Annotated in this window: 12 protein-coding genes; 2 read left to right on the top strand and 10 right to left on the bottom strand. The window is 70.3% G+C overall.

Going from position 1 to position 13,665, the window contains the following annotated elements; all coding sequences use genetic code 11:
- On the bottom strand, nucleotides 1-981 hold the full coding sequence (locus tag ABT08_RS01595; protein ID WP_048809011.1) for a substrate-binding domain-containing protein: 981 nt from the start codon (nucleotides 979-981) through the stop codon (nucleotides 1-3).
- A 203-nt stretch (nucleotides 982-1,184) separates the two neighbouring features.
- On the opposite strand from ABT08_RS01595, the gene ABT08_RS01590 reads away from it, so the two are divergent.
- Nucleotides 1,185-2,366: a Gfo/Idh/MocA family protein gene (locus ABT08_RS01590; protein ID WP_045247798.1), complete on the top strand. Its 1,182-nt coding sequence runs from the start codon at nucleotides 1,185-1,187 to the stop codon at nucleotides 2,364-2,366.
- Nucleotides 2,367-2,422: 56 nt separating this feature from the next.
- Here the strand turns inward: ABT08_RS01590 and ABT08_RS01585 are convergent, their stop codons facing one another.
- The 9 genes from ABT08_RS01585 to iolC all read right to left on the bottom strand — a co-directional run bounded on the left by ABT08_RS01585 (nucleotide 2,423) and on the right by iolC (nucleotide 12,575).
- A complete protein-coding gene (locus ABT08_RS01585) occupies nucleotides 2,423-3,196 on the bottom strand; it encodes a TIM barrel protein (RefSeq protein WP_056519387.1) in 774 nt (257 codons plus the stop codon).
- A gap of 1 nt (nucleotide 3,197) precedes the next feature.
- Entirely contained in the window at nucleotides 3,198-4,271 is a 1,074-nt protein-coding gene (locus ABT08_RS01580) for a transaldolase family protein (RefSeq protein WP_056207623.1), read from the bottom strand.
- Nucleotides 4,272-4,287: 16 nt separating this feature from the next.
- Nucleotides 4,288-5,295 carry an inositol 2-dehydrogenase gene (iolG, locus tag ABT08_RS01575; RefSeq protein WP_045247795.1) on the bottom strand — a complete coding sequence of 336 codons (1,008 nt, stop codon included), beginning with the start codon at nucleotides 5,293-5,295 and terminating at the stop codon, nucleotides 4,288-4,290.
- A 19-nt stretch (nucleotides 5,296-5,314) separates the two neighbouring features.
- Nucleotides 5,315-6,232: a sugar phosphate isomerase/epimerase family protein gene (locus ABT08_RS01570; protein WP_045247794.1), complete on the bottom strand. Its 918-nt coding sequence runs from the start codon at nucleotides 6,230-6,232 to the stop codon at nucleotides 5,315-5,317.
- Nucleotides 6,229-8,157: a 3D-(3,5/4)-trihydroxycyclohexane-1,2-dione acylhydrolase (decyclizing) gene (gene iolD / locus ABT08_RS01565; protein WP_288113774.1), complete on the bottom strand. Its 1,929-nt coding sequence runs from the start codon at nucleotides 8,155-8,157 to the stop codon at nucleotides 6,229-6,231. Before iolD ends, ABT08_RS01570 begins: the two co-directional genes overlap by 4 nt.
- Nucleotides 8,154-9,065, bottom strand: coding sequence for a 5-deoxy-glucuronate isomerase (gene iolB, locus ABT08_RS01560; protein ID WP_288113773.1), 912 nt, complete (start codon nucleotides 9,063-9,065; stop codon nucleotides 8,154-8,156). The genes iolD and iolB overlap by 4 nt, the downstream gene beginning before the upstream one ends.
- 78 nt (nucleotides 9,066-9,143) lie before the next feature.
- Nucleotides 9,144-10,697 (bottom strand): CoA-acylating methylmalonate-semialdehyde dehydrogenase, encoded by a 1,554-nt coding sequence (locus ABT08_RS01555; RefSeq protein ID WP_288113772.1) that lies wholly within the window; start codon nucleotides 10,695-10,697, stop codon nucleotides 9,144-9,146.
- A 23-nt stretch (nucleotides 10,698-10,720) separates the two neighbouring features.
- Nucleotides 10,721-11,620: a Cgl0159 family (beta/alpha)8-fold protein gene (locus tag ABT08_RS01550; protein WP_045247790.1), complete on the bottom strand. Its 900-nt coding sequence runs from the start codon at nucleotides 11,618-11,620 to the stop codon at nucleotides 10,721-10,723.
- Nucleotide 11,621: 1 nt separating this feature from the next.
- Complete coding sequence (gene iolC / locus ABT08_RS01545; protein WP_056519374.1) at nucleotides 11,622-12,575, bottom strand: 5-dehydro-2-deoxygluconokinase; 954 nt, start codon at nucleotides 12,573-12,575, stop codon at nucleotides 11,622-11,624.
- 202 nt (nucleotides 12,576-12,777) lie between these two features.
- Between iolC and ABT08_RS01540 the strand changes: the two genes are divergently transcribed.
- Nucleotides 12,778-13,539, top strand: a complete 762-nt coding sequence (locus ABT08_RS01540) for a GntR family transcriptional regulator (RefSeq protein WP_056207643.1) — start codon at nucleotides 12,778-12,780, stop codon at nucleotides 13,537-13,539.
- Nucleotides 13,540-13,665: the final 126 nt, after the last annotated feature.

Raw genomic sequence — 13,665 nt, 5'->3', positions numbered from 1 at the left:
CTAGCGGGTGCCGGCCTGGACCGAAGCCTGGACCGCCTGGACGTTGTCCTTGGTGACGAACGCCGGACCGGTGTAGACGGGGTTGCCGCCACCGACCTCGATCGCGTCCTTCACGGCCAAGTACAGGAGCTGCACGGCGAGGAAGCCCTGCGCGTACTGCTGCTGGTCGATCGCGAAGGCGAGCGTGCCCGCGCTGATCGCCTTGAGGGCGTCGTTCGACAGGTCGACGGTGCCGACGACGATCTTCGGGTTGACGGCCTGCACGGCGGGGAGCACGGCTCCCGTGGCGACGTCGGCGTTGAGGGCGAACACGCCGTCGATCGTCGGGTCGGCCTGGAGGGCCGCCTGGATCTTCGCCTCTGCACCGGTCAGGTCGGCGAGCGCGCCGTCGACGTTGAACTGCTGCACGGTGCCCTTGAAGGTCTTCGCGGCGCCGTTGCATCGATCGGTGAGCCCGGAGTTCGCGGCCTCCTGGATCGGGCAGAGGATCTTCTTGAGGCCGAGGTCGTTGAACTTCAGACCCGCCTGCTCACCCGCCACGGTCTCGTCCTGACCGACGTGGGTGAAGGCGCCGAGATCCTTGTAGACATCCGAACCCGAGTTCAGGGTGAGGGTCGGCAGGTTCGCCGCCTTCGCCGCGAGCATCGCGTCCTTGATGGCGCCCGGGTCCGGAGCCGATGCGCCGATCGCCGAGCAGCCGCCCTTGACTCCGGCGGAGATCGTCGAGGCCTGCTTGGCGGAGTCGTTCGACGAGCCCTGGTAGTCCAGCGTGACGCCGAGCTGCTTGGCGGCGTCCTCCGCTCCCTTCTGCACGACGGACCAGAAGGTCCCGCCGTCACCGTGCGTGTAGATGCAGATCTTGATCGACGCGTTCGCCGCGTCTGCGGTTGAGCTGCTCGAGGCCTTCCCCGAACAACCTGCGAGGGCGAGAGCGAGGACCGCCACGCCTGCCGCCATGATGGCGAGCTTCTTCTTGACCAACTCTGGTGCTCCTTCTCTTCGTTGAGTGAGTGCGGACGGGCTCTGGGACCGACCCGTGAATGAGAGTATGTCCGATCAAATGAACGATGTCCAGCATTTCTCGACAATTTGTTCTTACATTCTGTCAACTAGCGCGTAGGCTGGCCACAGACTCGCGCGGGAACCCCGCCCGCGCGCCGATGTCGATCCAAAGGAGGACCGAGATGACCACGCGCACGCCGCTCGGCGTAGGCCTGATCTCCGTCGGGTGGATGGGACGGCTGCATGCCCGCTCCTACCTCGCCGCCGGCCAGCACTACCCCGACCTGACCTATGCGCCGCGCCTCGTCGTGGCCGCCGACCCTGATGCCGGCGGACGCGAGTACGCGACCGACGTTCTCGGATTCGACCGCACCGTCGCCGACTACAGCGAGGTGCTGGCCGACCCGGAGGTCGACGTGGTGTCGATCTGCTCGCCGAACTTCCTCCACCACGAGATCGCCCTCGCCGCCATCGAGGCGGGAAAGCCGTTCTGGATCGAGAAGCCCATGGGACGCGGTGCTGTCGAGTCCCGCGAGATCGCCGAGCGTGCCGAATCAGCTGGACTGGTCACGTCGGTGGGATTCAACTACCGGCACGTGCCCGCCGTCGCCCGCGCGCGCGAGCTGGTGCGCTCGGGGGCCATCGGCACGATCACGAACGTGCGGGTCTCGTTCCTCGCCGATTACTCGGCCGACCCCGCCGGAGCCCTGACCTGGCGGTTCCTCACCGCCCGCGCCGGCTCCGGAGTCCTGGGCGATCTGCTCTCCCACGGTGCCGACCTCGCCCAGTACGTCGTGGGGCGCATCACCTCGGTGAACGGGCTGACGGCGACCTTCATCCCCGAGCGCCCCCTCCCGGCAGCGGGTGCCGCCAGCCACTTCTCGAAGGGTTCCGAGGACGGCCCCCGCGGCGCCGTCGAGAACGAGGACTACGCCGCACTTCTCGCGCGATTCGAGGGAGGCGCCGTCGGTGTGCTCGAGTCCAGCCGCGTCGCGATCGGTCCGCGTGCCGAGTACGTGCTCGAGGTGTACGGCACCAAGGGCTCCCTGCGGTGGGACTTCCAGCGCCTGAATGAACTGCAGATCGCCGACGATCCGTCGGGCTATCGCACGGTCATGGCAGGTCCCGAGTTCGGTGACTTCTCACGATTCCAGCCCGGCGTCGGCACGAGCATGGGATTCGACGACCTCAAGGCGATCGAGGCATCGCTGTTCCTGCGCTCGGTGGCAACAGGCACGCAGCTCGCCCCCTCCGCCGCCGACGCCTGGGCCGCCGCCGAGATCGTCTCCGCGGCGCTGCGCTCCGCGGAGACCGGCGGCTGGGTCGAGGTGCCCGAGGTCGACGGCGAGACCACGTTCGGCTGAGGCATGACGAGAGGGGCCGGTGAGCGAACCGCTCACCGGCCCCTCTCGTCATCAGCTCAGGCGAAGGCGCGTCGGAAGGCGTCGAGAGCGTCGTCGCTCGATCCGCTCGCCCAACTCTCCAGCCCCACCACGCCGTCATACGCGATCGCGGCGAGCGCATCGCCGATCGCACGGTAGTTGATCTCACCCGTCCCCGGCTCCTGTCGACCCGGGACGTCCGCCACCTGGATCTCGCCGATCCAGGGCTGCGCGCGACGCACGAGCTCGATGAGGTTCCCCTCGCCGATCTGCGCGTGGTAGAGGTCGAGGTTGAGTCGCAGCCCGGGGCTGTCGACCGCGGAGACGAGCGCGAGGGTGTCCTCGGCGCGGGCGAAAGGTGTGCCCGGGTGGTCGACGGCGGTGTTGAGGTTCTCGAGTGTGAACACCCGCCCGGCGCGCTCCCCGAGCTCGGCGAGACGGCTGAGCGTGTCGGCCGCGATCAGCCACTCGGCGCCGGTGACGACGTCGTGCGGCACGACGGGCAACCCGTTCGGGTCGAGTCCCGTGCCGTGGAGGTTCAACCGCGGCGAGTCGATGAGCTCAGCGGCCCGAAGGGACTCTTCGGCAGTCGCGAGCAGTTCGGCGATGCCGTGCGGCGTCGTGAGGTCGCCGCGCAGATATCCCGTCATCGACGAGAAGGTGGCACCCGTGGCGGCCAGCTCCGAGAGGTCCTTCGTGCTCCAGTCCCAGATCTCGACCTCGAAGCCGAGTTCGTGGATGCGGCGCACCCGATCGACGAACGGGAGGTCGCGGAAGAGCATCTCCGCGGAGGCCGCGAGACGGACGGGCATCTCAGGCCGCCGGCACGAGGATGTCGCGCACGAGCGCGTCGAGCTGGGCGTCGGCCTCGAGGAACTGCCGCAGGGTGTTGCGGGAGGCGCCGAACGTCGCGAACTCCTCCGGCGCGAGCCCGTCGGGCTCGTACGCGCGCCGGAACTCGCTGAGCGTCTCGAGCTCGGCGAGGATGTCCGCCGCAACCGGCACGTCGATGCGGTCGGCCACCGCGATGCGGTTCTCGTTGATGCGAGCCTGCCAGTCGAACGGCGGCGAGACGACGAGGTCGCCCCCGACCAGCTCCGACCACTGCAGCGCGTTGCGGAAGGCCGCCGAGAGGATGCGGCTGCGGTATCCCCGCTCCCGGAAGAGGTGATGCGCCCGCTTGAGAGCTGCCACTCCCGCCCAGTCGAGCACCCCGGGGGTGGTGAGGATCCGCTGCGCGTTCGCCCACTTCTTCAGCCAGTCATCGAGACGACCGCCCATGATCGTGACGACGTGACCGAACTCGCGCTCCTCGAGCCCGTCGGCCGCACGCCGGTCGAGTGCTCGCTCGAGCGCTGCTCCGACGGCGAGCGCCTGCGGCACCGTGAAGCTCAGCGTCGCGTTGATGCTGACGCCGCGGTACGCGGCCTCCTCCATCGCGGCCACGCCCGTCGCGGTCGCGGGGATCTTCACGATGATGTTCGGCGCGAGCGTCGAGAACTCGACCGCCTGGGCGACGAGGGCATCGCGATCGCGGTGGAGCCGCGGGTCGGTCTGGATCGACAGTCGCCCGTTGCGTCCGCCGCTGGCGGCGAAGGCCGGTTCGAGCAGCCGCGCCGCGGCCACCGACAGCTCGCGCACCGCCGCCCACCCGAGCTCCGACTCGCCCCACGTCGGATGCTCGTCGGCGAGCTCGCGCAGGCGGGGACCCCAGACATCCGGTCGCTTGGTGATCGCGGTCAGCGCGATGACCGGATTGCAGGTGGCTCCGACCGCGCCGAAGGCGATGGACTGCGCGAGCTCGTCGGGGTCGGCCGAGTCGTTCCAGAGCGAGGTGGGGGTGGTCGCGGCCGCGCGGGCGAGCGGGGCGTCGGTGTCGATGGTCATGGTGGATCCTCGGGGGTCAGGAAAGGTCGACAGGCACGATGACGCGCTCGGTCGCCGAGCGCTGCGCCGCGTCGGCGAGAACGAGCGCCGCACGGCCGTCCTCGAAGGTGGGGCTGGTGGACGCCTCGCCGCGGGCGAGCTTGATGAACTCGTGCAGCTCCGCCGCATAGGCGTCGGCGTAACGCTCGAGGAAGAAGCTCTGATACGGCGGACGGGCTTCGACGGCGGCGGCGCCCGAGACGCTCACGAGGCTCGTGGGCATGTTGGCGACCGACAGCGAGCCGAGCTCACCGAACGCCTCGATGCGCTGGTCGTATCCGACCGCGCTGTGGCGGGAGTTCGTGATCGAGACGATCGCCCCCGAGGCGGACCGCAGCGTGATGACGGCCGTGTCGAAGTCGCCGTGCTCGCGGGCGCCCGGGTCGAAGGTGGTGGTGCCCGTCGCGCTCACCTCGACGATGTCGGGCAGGAAGAAGCGCGCCATGTCGAAGTCGTGGATCGTCATGTCGCGGAAGATGCCGCCCGAGATGGCGACGTAGGCGGCGGGCGGTGCCGACGGGTCGCGGCTGATGATCGACAGCTGCTCGAGCGCACCGATCTCGCCCGCGTCGACCCGTGCCCGCACCTCGGCGAACGCCGGGTCGAAGCGACGGTTGAAGCCGAGCGCGACCGGCACGCCGGATGCCGCGACGCGGGGGCGCAGCGCGTCGACGCGGGCGATGTCGAGATCGATCGGCTTCTCGCACAGCGCGGCGATGCCCGCGTCGATCGCACGGGCGATCAGGTCGACGTGCGTCGGCGTCGGGGACGCGATGAGCACCGCGTCTAGGTCGCCGGCGGTGAACAGCTCCTCGGCGTCAGCGGTCGCGATCGCGCCGTACGTCTCGGCGACGGCGCGGGCGCCGTCGATGAAGGGGTCGGCGACGCGCGCCAGCACGGCGTCGGCATCGGCGGCGATGCTCGCTGCGTGCACCTGGCCGATCCGGCCGGTGCCGATCAGACCGAAGCGGAGAGGGGTCGTCATGGTGGTGTCCTCGAAGGTCTCAGGCCCAGATGCGCAGGGCGTCGCGGTTGATCTGCTGGTCGGCGGCACGGTCGCGCTGGAACGCCGAGAGGGAGACATCCGGGCCGTTGAGCACGTCCTGCTCGACGACGATCCATCCGTCGTAATCCTGCGCGGCGATGGCGTCCATCACCGCGGCAAGGTCGACGTCGCCGCGCCCGAACGCCACGAACGACCCCGACGACCACACCTCGGGCATGCCGCCGCCGGCCGCGAGCACACGGCGCAGCTCGGCGAGATCGACATCCTTCAGGTGGAGGTGGTTGATGCGGGACCCCCAGCGGCGCACCGCGTCGGCCGGGTCGCCGCCCGCGATGAACAGGTGCCCGGTGTCGAGGGTGAGGTCGACGTTCACGTTCGCGAGGAACCGGTCGATCTCCGCGGGCGACTCCACGAACGTGCCGGCGTGGTGGTGGAACGTCGGCTCGAAGCCCGCAGCCCGCACGATGTCGGCGGCGCGCTCCGCGTTCGCGATCAGACGCTCCCAGGCCGCCTCCGCGAGGGGGTCGACCTCCTCGCCGCGCCCCGGGGCGCCGCGGCGGGCGACCGACCCGTCGTCGGCGAGGGTGGGCAGCGGCAGTCGCGCGGGCCCGGCGGCCGCGGCATCCGAGAACACCCGGAGGGCGGCGTGCAGCGACGGGATGCTGGCGGCGAACGCATCGTCGTCGGAGAACGGCAGCTGCACCCACCCGCCGGCGAGCGACAGGTCGTACTCGGCGAGACGGCGACGCAGCACGTCTCCCTCGCCGAGGAAGCCGAGGGGACCCAGGTCGACGCCCCGGTAGTCGGAGTCGGCGAGGATGCGCAGCATCGCGTCGGGACTGAGGGTCTCGGCACCCTCGGGGGTGAGCTCGAACACTCCGAAACTGACGGGTGCTCCGGCGACGGTGGCCTTCATCGCCCACCTTCCTCTCCGAGCAGCGGGCGCTGGGCCCGACGCTGCTCCTCGTATGCGGCGCGTGCGCGCTGGGTGGACGGCAGGGTGGAGACAGCCGGGATCGGCACGTCCCACCAGCCCTCGCCGTCCGGGGCGTAGACGAGAGGATCGCTCTCGATGTGGATCAGCGTCGACCGGGTGCTCGCCTTGGCCGCGACGACGGCGGCGTGAAGATCGGCGGTCGCGGTGGCGCCGGGGGCGATCTCGACGACGTCGAGCCCGTAGCTGCGGGCGTTCGCCGCCAGGTCGACCGGCAGCACCTGGTCGCCCTGGAAGTTGCGTGCGTCGGCGTCGTAGGTGCGGTACTTCGTGCCGAAGCGGTCGGACCCGACGGTCTCGGACAGGTGGCCGATCGACGCGTAGCCGTGGTTCTGCACGAGCACGACGATGATCTTGATGCCCTCGGCGACCGCCGTGACCAGTTCGGAGTTGAGCATGAGGTACGACCCGTCGCCGACCATGACGATGACGTCGCGGTCGTCGTCGAGGGCGTCGAGCCCGCGCTTGACGCCGAGGCCGCCCGCGATCTCGTATCCCATCGTCGAGAACGCGTATTCGACGTGGTACCCGAGCGGATCGCGCACCCGCCACAGCTTGTGGAGATCTCCCGGCAGCGAACCGGCGGCCTGCACGATGACATCCGCCGGGGCCGACGCCGACTGCACGGCGCCGATGATCTCGGGCTGGCCGGGACGCGGCGCGTCGGTCGCGGCGAGCGCACGGTCGACCGCGGCATCCCAGACGCCCTTCTCCTGCGCGGTGCGCGCAGCGTACTCGGCCGACACCTCGAAGCCCTCGAGCTCGATCGCGAGCTCCGCGAGGGTCTCGCGCGCGTCGGCGACGACGGCGATCTGCGTGCCGTGCTTGTAGGCGTCGAAGGAGGCGATGTTGATGTTGACGAAGCGCACGTCCGGGTTCTGGAAGGCCGTGCGCGAGGCGGTCGTGAAGTCGCTGTACCGCGTGCCGATGCCGATGATGACATCGGCCTCTGCCGCGAGCCGGTTCGCCGCGGTCGTTCCGGTCGCCCCGACCCCGCCCAGGTACTGCGGGTGGTCGAAGGCGAGCGCGCCGCCGCCCGCCTGCGTGGTTCCGACCGGGATGCCGGTGGCCTCGACGAGCGCGCGCAGGTGCTCCTCAGCCCCGGAGTAGATCACACCGCCGCCGACGACGAGGAAAGGACGCTCCGCGGAGCGGATCGCCGCGACGGCGCGCGCGAGGGCGGCACGCTCGGGGAGCGGCCGGCGGATGTGCCACTCGCGGTCGGCGAGGAACGCGACGGGCACGTCGATGGTCTCCGCCTGCACGTCCTCGGGCAGCGCGATCGTGACGGCGCCGGTCTCGGCCGGGTCTGTCAGCACGCGCAGGGCGGCGAGCGCGATCGAGTAGAGCTGCTCGGGCCGCTGCACGCGGTCGAAGAAGCGCGAGAGCGGACGGAACGCGTCGTTGACCGTGAGCCCGATGTCCCAGGGCTGCTCGAGCTGCTGCAGCACCGGGTCGGCGACGCGGGTCGCGAACGTGTCGGAGGGCAGCAGCAGGGCGGGCAGACGGTTGGTGGTCGCGAGCGCGGCGCCGGTGAGCATGTTCGTCGCGCCGGGCCCGACCGACGCGGCCGAGGCGAACGTGGCGCGGCGCCGGTGGATGCGCGCGTAGCCGACCGACTGATGCACCATCGCCTGCTCGTTGCGCGCCTGGTAGTAGGGCATCAGGTCGGGCTGCTCGACGTTCAGCTGCTTGAGCGCCTGACCGACACCCGCGACGTTGCCGTGGCCGAAGATGCCGAAGACGCCCGGGATGGTGCGTTCGCGGATGTCGCCGTCCACCGTCCACTGGTGGGCGAGGAACTCGATCAGCGCCTGGCTGACGGTCATGCGCTTCGTCGCGCTCATCGGGTGCTGCCTTCCTCGCCGGCCGCGGTGAACGGCAGGCGCGGGTCGATCTCGAGGCCCTCCCAGGTGCTGCGCACCCAGGCGTGGGCGGGGTCGTCGCTGATGAGCCAGGCCCGATCGGGGTCGGGGCCGGCCATCACGTTGAGGTAGTAGAGGTCGTAGCCGGGCGCCGCGACCGCGGGGCCGTGGTAGCCGTAGGGCACCAGGGCGATGTCGCCCGAGTGCACCATCGCGTCGATCTCGATGTCGCCCGCGGGAGACGAGTAGGTCGAGAACATGCCGAAGGCGGATGCCGCGGCTCCCCCGGCGGCGCCGCGCGCCGGCGCGGACTCGAAGTAGTAGATCTCCTCGAGCCGGGTCTCGTGACCGGGGTCGTGCTCGTCGTGCTTGTGCGGCGGGTACGATGACCAGTTCTCGGCGGGGGTGATCACCTCGCAGACGATCAGCCGCGCGGCGTCGAGGGCCTGCGGGGTGCCGAAGTTGTGCACCTGGCGGCTGGATGCCCCCGCCCCCCGCAGCTCGACGGGCACATCGCTGCGGGCGATGTGGCGCGTCGGGCGCTGCTCGGTCGTCGGCGAGGTGGCGACGGCGACGCGCCCGCTCCCCGTCAGGGTCGCGGCCGCGCCCGCGCCGAGGTAGAGCACGTCGGTAGGGCCGTCGAACACGCTCGCCCGCCCGGCGAGGTCGTAGGCGGCGTCCGCCGTCTCGATCCGGAAGCTCCCCGCGAGCGGCACCACGATGCGCTCCACGTCGCGCTCATCGAGGGCGAGCACGTCGCCGGCGGCGAGCTCGGCCACCCGGATGCCCGTGTGGGCCCAGCCGGGAGTCGAGGCGTCGACGACGCTCTCCCACCCGTCGCGGGCGAGGGCGCCGCGCCGGTGGAACCAGCGCTGGTCGGGAGCGGGCATGGCAGTGCTGCTTTCGTGAGGGAGGAGAGGAGCGGATGCCGCGGCCAGATCGGCGGGGCCGCGGCATCCGGGTCTGGATCAGGTGTTCTGCGGGAACCCGAGGTTGATGCCGCCGTGGGTTGCGGGGTCGAGCCAGCGGCTCGTGATGGCCTTCTCGCGGGTGAAGAAGTCGAACCCGTGCACGCCGTAGGCCTTCGCGTCGCCGAACAGCGACGCCTTCCAGCCGCCGAACGAGTGGTAGGCGACCGGCACGGGGATCGGCACGTTGATGCCGATCATGCCGACCTGCACCTCGTTCTGGAACCGCCGTGCGGCGCCGCCGTCGTTGGTGAAGATCGCGGTGCCGTTGCCGAACTGGCCCGAGTTGATGAGGTCGAGACCCTCCTGGAACGTCTGGATCCGCACGACCTCGAGCACGGGGCCGAAGATCTCCTCCTGGTAGGCGCGGGAAGTCGTCGGGATCTCGTCGATCAGGGTCGGACCGAAGAAGAAGCCGTCCTCGTGACCGTCGACGGTGAAGCCGCGACCGTCGACGACGATGGTGGCGCCATCCTGCTCGGCAATGTCGACGTACGACGACACCTTGTCGCGGTGCACACCCGTGATGAGCGGCCCCATGTCGGGCTCGACGCCGTCGACGCCCGCACCGTTGCCGATTTTGAGCTTGCCGATGCGCTCGACGATCTTCGCGATCAGCTCGTCGGCGACCGGCTCGACGGCCAGCACGACCGAGATCGCCATGCAGCGCTCGCCCGCGGCGCCGTAGCCCGCGTTGACAGCCTGGTCGGCGACGAGGTCGAGGTCGGCGTCGGGCAGCACCAGCATGTGGTTCTTCGCGCCGCCGAGGGCCTGCACGCGCTTGCCGTTGCGCGAGGCGGTCTCGTAGATGTACTGCGCGATGGGAGTCGAGCCGACGAAGGAGACCGACTGCACGACAGGATTCGTGAGCAGCCCGTCGACGGCGAGCTTGTCTCCCTGGAGCACCGTGAAGACGCCGTCGGGAAGTCCGGCCTCCTTCCACAGCTGAGCGATCCAGAGCGAGGCGGAGGGGTCCTTCTCGCTGGGCTTGACGACGACGGCGTTGCCGGCGGCGATCGCGATGGGGAAGAACCACATCGGCACCATCGCCGGGAAGTTGAACGGCGAGATGATGCCGACGACGCCGAGGGGCTGACGCAGCGAATAGACGTCGATGCCGGTGGAGACGTTCTCGGAGTACGCACCCTTGATGAGGTGCGGGAACCCGGTCGCGAGCTCGACGACCTCCTGGCCGCGCAGGATCTCACCGATCGCGTCGGAGACGACCTTGCCGTGCTCGGCGGTGATGATGCGGGCGAGCTCGCCCTTGCGGGCGTTGAGCAGCTCGCGGAACGCGAACAGCACCGTCTGGCGCTTCGCGATCGAGTAATCCTTCCAGATCTCGAAACCGCGCTGCGCGGAGGCGATCGCCTCGTCGATCTCGGCCTGATCGGCGAGCGCGACGTGCGCGCTCACGGCGCCCGTAGCCGGGTTGTAGACGGGGGCGGTGCGGCCGCTCGTCGACACGCGTTCGGCGCCGTCGATCCAGTGCGAGATCACACGCACATCGGTGGCGTCGGCGGTGCCGGCGGGGGCGGAGACAGTGGTGCTCATGTCGGAACTCTCCTCGGTTGGGGTCACAGGTCGGGGTGCACGAGGCCGGCCGCGATGTCCACGGCCGCGGCGACGTCACCGTCGGGCGGATAGAGCAGGGTACGGCCCACGGTAAGGCCCCGCACCCCGGGAAGTCCGAGCGCGACCTCCCAGGACGCGAAGGTCTCGTCGGGATCGGCCCCCGAGTCTCCGCCGAGCAGCAGGGTCGGCAGCGTCGTCGCCGCCATCACCCGCTCCATGTCGTCGACGACCGGCAGCTTCAGCCAGGTGTAGGCACTCGTCGATCCGAGACCCTGGGCGATGGCGATCGAGAGGATGACTGCGTCCGTCGACAGGTCGTTGACGATCCGTCCGTCCACCCACCGGCTGATGAACGGCTCGAGCATGATCGGCAGTCGGGCGGCGGCGGCCTCGGTCACGGCGTGCGCCGTGGTCTCGAGCGTCGGGGCGGTCGCGGCATCCGCGAAGTTGACACGCAGCAGCGTCTTGGCGACGTCGATGCCGTCGGACACCATGCCCGCGACGTCGTGGCCGGTGAAGCGGTCATCCATCTCGAACGCGGCGCCGCGCAGCCCGCCGCGGTTCATCGAGCCGACGACGATCTTGTCGTCGAGCAGGCCGAGGGCGGCGAGGTCGTCGATCACATCAGGGGTGCCGAGCACGCCATCGACGCCGGGCCGCTGCAGGGCGGTCGCGAGGCGGTCGAGCAGGTCGTAGCGGTCGGCCATGGCCTGCGCGTCGGCACCGACCGAGAGGGCGCCGCGCGCCGGGTGGTCGGCGGCGACGATGAACAGGCGCCCGTCACCGCGCAGCAGCGGCCGGCGGACACGGTCGGCCAGGGCGGTCCGAATCGATTCGGGCCGGTGGGCGCGGATGTCCCGCACGCGGGCGAAGTCCGCGTCCCCCAGAGTGTGCGCGGCCATCTCAGCGGATCCTCTCGAGTACGGCCTCGACCTCATCGGTCGTCGGCATCGCCGTCGAGCACTCGCGCCGCGAGGCGACGATGGCACCCGCGACGTTCGCGAAGCGCACGATGCGCCCGAGGCTCCACCCCGACAGCAGTCCATGACAGAGCGCCCCGCCGAAGGCGTCGCCCGCGCCGAGGCCGTTGACGACATCCACGAAGTAGGGAGCGACCTCGACGCTCTCGTCCGCGGTCTTGGCGAGCACGCCACGCGGTCCCTGCTTGACGATCGCGATCTCGACACCCCGCTCGAGCAGTGCGTCGGCGGCGCGGTGCGGATCGGTCTCGCCGACGGCGACCTCGCACTCCTCACGGTTGCCGACGGCCACCGTGACCTGGCCGAGGACGGGCTCGATCTGCTCGCTCGCAGCGGCAGGACCCGACCAGAACATGGGCCGGTAGTCGAGATCGAGCACGGTGTGGCGGGCACGGTCGCGTGCGGCGAGAGCGGTGTGGTGCGCCGAGCGACTGGGCTCCTGGGTGAGTCCGGTCGCGGTGAGCCAGAGCACGTCGGCTCCGCGCACGGCGGCGAGGTCGAGCTGCGCGTCGTCGATGTTGAGGTCGGGCGCCTTCGGCTCGCGGTAGAAGTACAGCGGGAAGTCGTCGGGCGGGAAGATCTCGCAGAAGGTGACGGGGGTCTTCAGCGCCGGATCCACGGCGACGAGCCGCGGGTCGACGCCGAGGCGGTCGAGCTCACGCAGCAGATAGCGACCGAACGGGTCGTGGCCGACGCGGCTCACGAGGCCCGAGCGCCGACCGTGGCGTGCGGCGGCCACCGCGACGTTGGCGGCGCTGCCGCCGAGGTATTTGCCGAACGTCGCGACATCCTCGAGCCCGACACCGTCCTGAAGGGGATAGATGTCCACGCCGAGGCGACCGATCGCGAGGATCTCGGGTGCCGTGTTCTGCGTCATACTCCGCTGTACAACTCTCTTCGGAAACCTGCGCCGCCCTGGTCGACGGCATGTCCTAACAATAGCACATGTTGACCTGTCGGCAAGGGGCACTTCGGATGCCGCAACACCCCGCTCCGCGTCGATATCACCGAACATGTGTCGACATACGTAAGATTGTCGCGACATGGGAGTGAGCCCCGAAGAGGAGGCGGCGAGCGCGATGGCGAGCGACGAGATCTACTGGCCGGAAGAGCTGTTCACCGACCTCGACCGCACGGGACCGGTGCCCCTCTACTTCCAGGTGTCGAGCCGGCTCGAGGCCGCCATCCACGACGGCGTGATCCCCGCCGGCGCCCGTCTCGAGAACGAGATCGCCATCGCCGTACGGCTCGGTCTCTCCCGGCCGACCATCCGGCGCGCGATCCAGGAGCTCGTCGACAAGGGCCTGCTCGTGCGCCGCCGCGGGATCGGCACCCAGGTCGTGCAGGGGCAGGTCACCCGCCCCGTCGAGCTCACGAGCCTCTACGAGGACCTCCGCAACAGCCACCACGAGCCCGGCACGCGCGTGCTCGCCCACGAGATCGTGCCCGCGACCGATCCGGTCGCGGAGGGTCTCGGGGTGGCCGTCGGCACCGACGTCGTCTTCATCCGCCGCCAGCGCAGCACCGACGGCGTGCCCGTGGCCGTGCTCGAGAACTACCTCCCGATCGAGTTCTCCGACATCACGACCGAGCAGCTGCAGGATCGCGGGCTCTATCAGATCCTCCGTGCGCGCGGTGTGACGATCCAGATCGCCAAGCAGAAGATCGGCGCCCGGCGCGCGCAGGGCGATGAGGCCGAGTTGCTCGATGTCGAGCGCGGCGGCCCGCTGCTCACGATGGAGCGCATCGCTTTCGACAACTCCGGCCGTGCTCTCGAGTACGGCCACCACTGCTACCGGCCCGACATGTACAGCTTCGAGACGACCGTCGTCGCGAAGTAGCGGGGCTACCGCCAGTACCTCCCGCGCCGCACCGGCGAGACGTAGCGTGGACGCATGCACGACATCCGCGCCGAGGTGCGCGAGTTCCTGAGCTCGCGTCGCGCGCGCATCACCCCTCAGGAGGCG

This window comes from Microbacterium sp. SCN 71-21 (assembly GCF_001725695.1).
GTDB classification, from domain to species: domain Bacteria; phylum Actinomycetota; class Actinomycetes; order Actinomycetales; family Microbacteriaceae; genus Microbacterium; species Microbacterium ginsengisoli.
Note: the sequence above shows the minus strand (reverse complement) of the source record. Positions and strands in the feature narration are given on the sequence as shown.

Coding starts and splice junctions, on each gene's coding strand:
- ABT08_RS01590 (WP_045247798.1), top strand. CDS start 1,185: ATGACCACGCGCACGCCGCTCGGCGTAGGCCTGATCTCCGTCGGGTGG.
- ABT08_RS01585 (WP_056519387.1), bottom strand. CDS start 3,196: ATGCCCGTCCGTCTCGCGGCCTCCGCGGAGATGCTCTTCCGCGACCTC.
- ABT08_RS01580 (WP_056207623.1), bottom strand. CDS start 4,271: ATGACCATCGACACCGACGCCCCGCTCGCCCGCGCGGCCGCGACCACC.
- iolG (WP_045247795.1), bottom strand. CDS start 5,295: ATGACGACCCCTCTCCGCTTCGGTCTGATCGGCACCGGCCGGATCGGC.
- ABT08_RS01570 (WP_045247794.1), bottom strand. CDS start 6,232: ATGAAGGCCACCGTCGCCGGAGCACCCGTCAGTTTCGGAGTGTTCGAG.
- iolD (WP_288113774.1), bottom strand. CDS start 8,157: ATGAGCGCGACGAAGCGCATGACCGTCAGCCAGGCGCTGATCGAGTTC.
- iolB (WP_288113773.1), bottom strand. CDS start 9,065: ATGCCCGCTCCCGACCAGCGCTGGTTCCACCGGCGCGGCGCCCTCGCC.
- ABT08_RS01555 (WP_288113772.1), bottom strand. CDS start 10,697: ATGAGCACCACTGTCTCCGCCCCCGCCGGCACCGCCGACGCCACCGAT.
- ABT08_RS01550 (WP_045247790.1), bottom strand. CDS start 11,620: ATGGCCGCGCACACTCTGGGGGACGCGGACTTCGCCCGCGTGCGGGAC.
- iolC (WP_056519374.1), bottom strand. CDS start 12,575: ATGACGCAGAACACGGCACCCGAGATCCTCGCGATCGGTCGCCTCGGC.
- ABT08_RS01540 (WP_056207643.1), top strand. CDS start 12,778: ATGGCGAGCGACGAGATCTACTGGCCGGAAGAGCTGTTCACCGACCTC.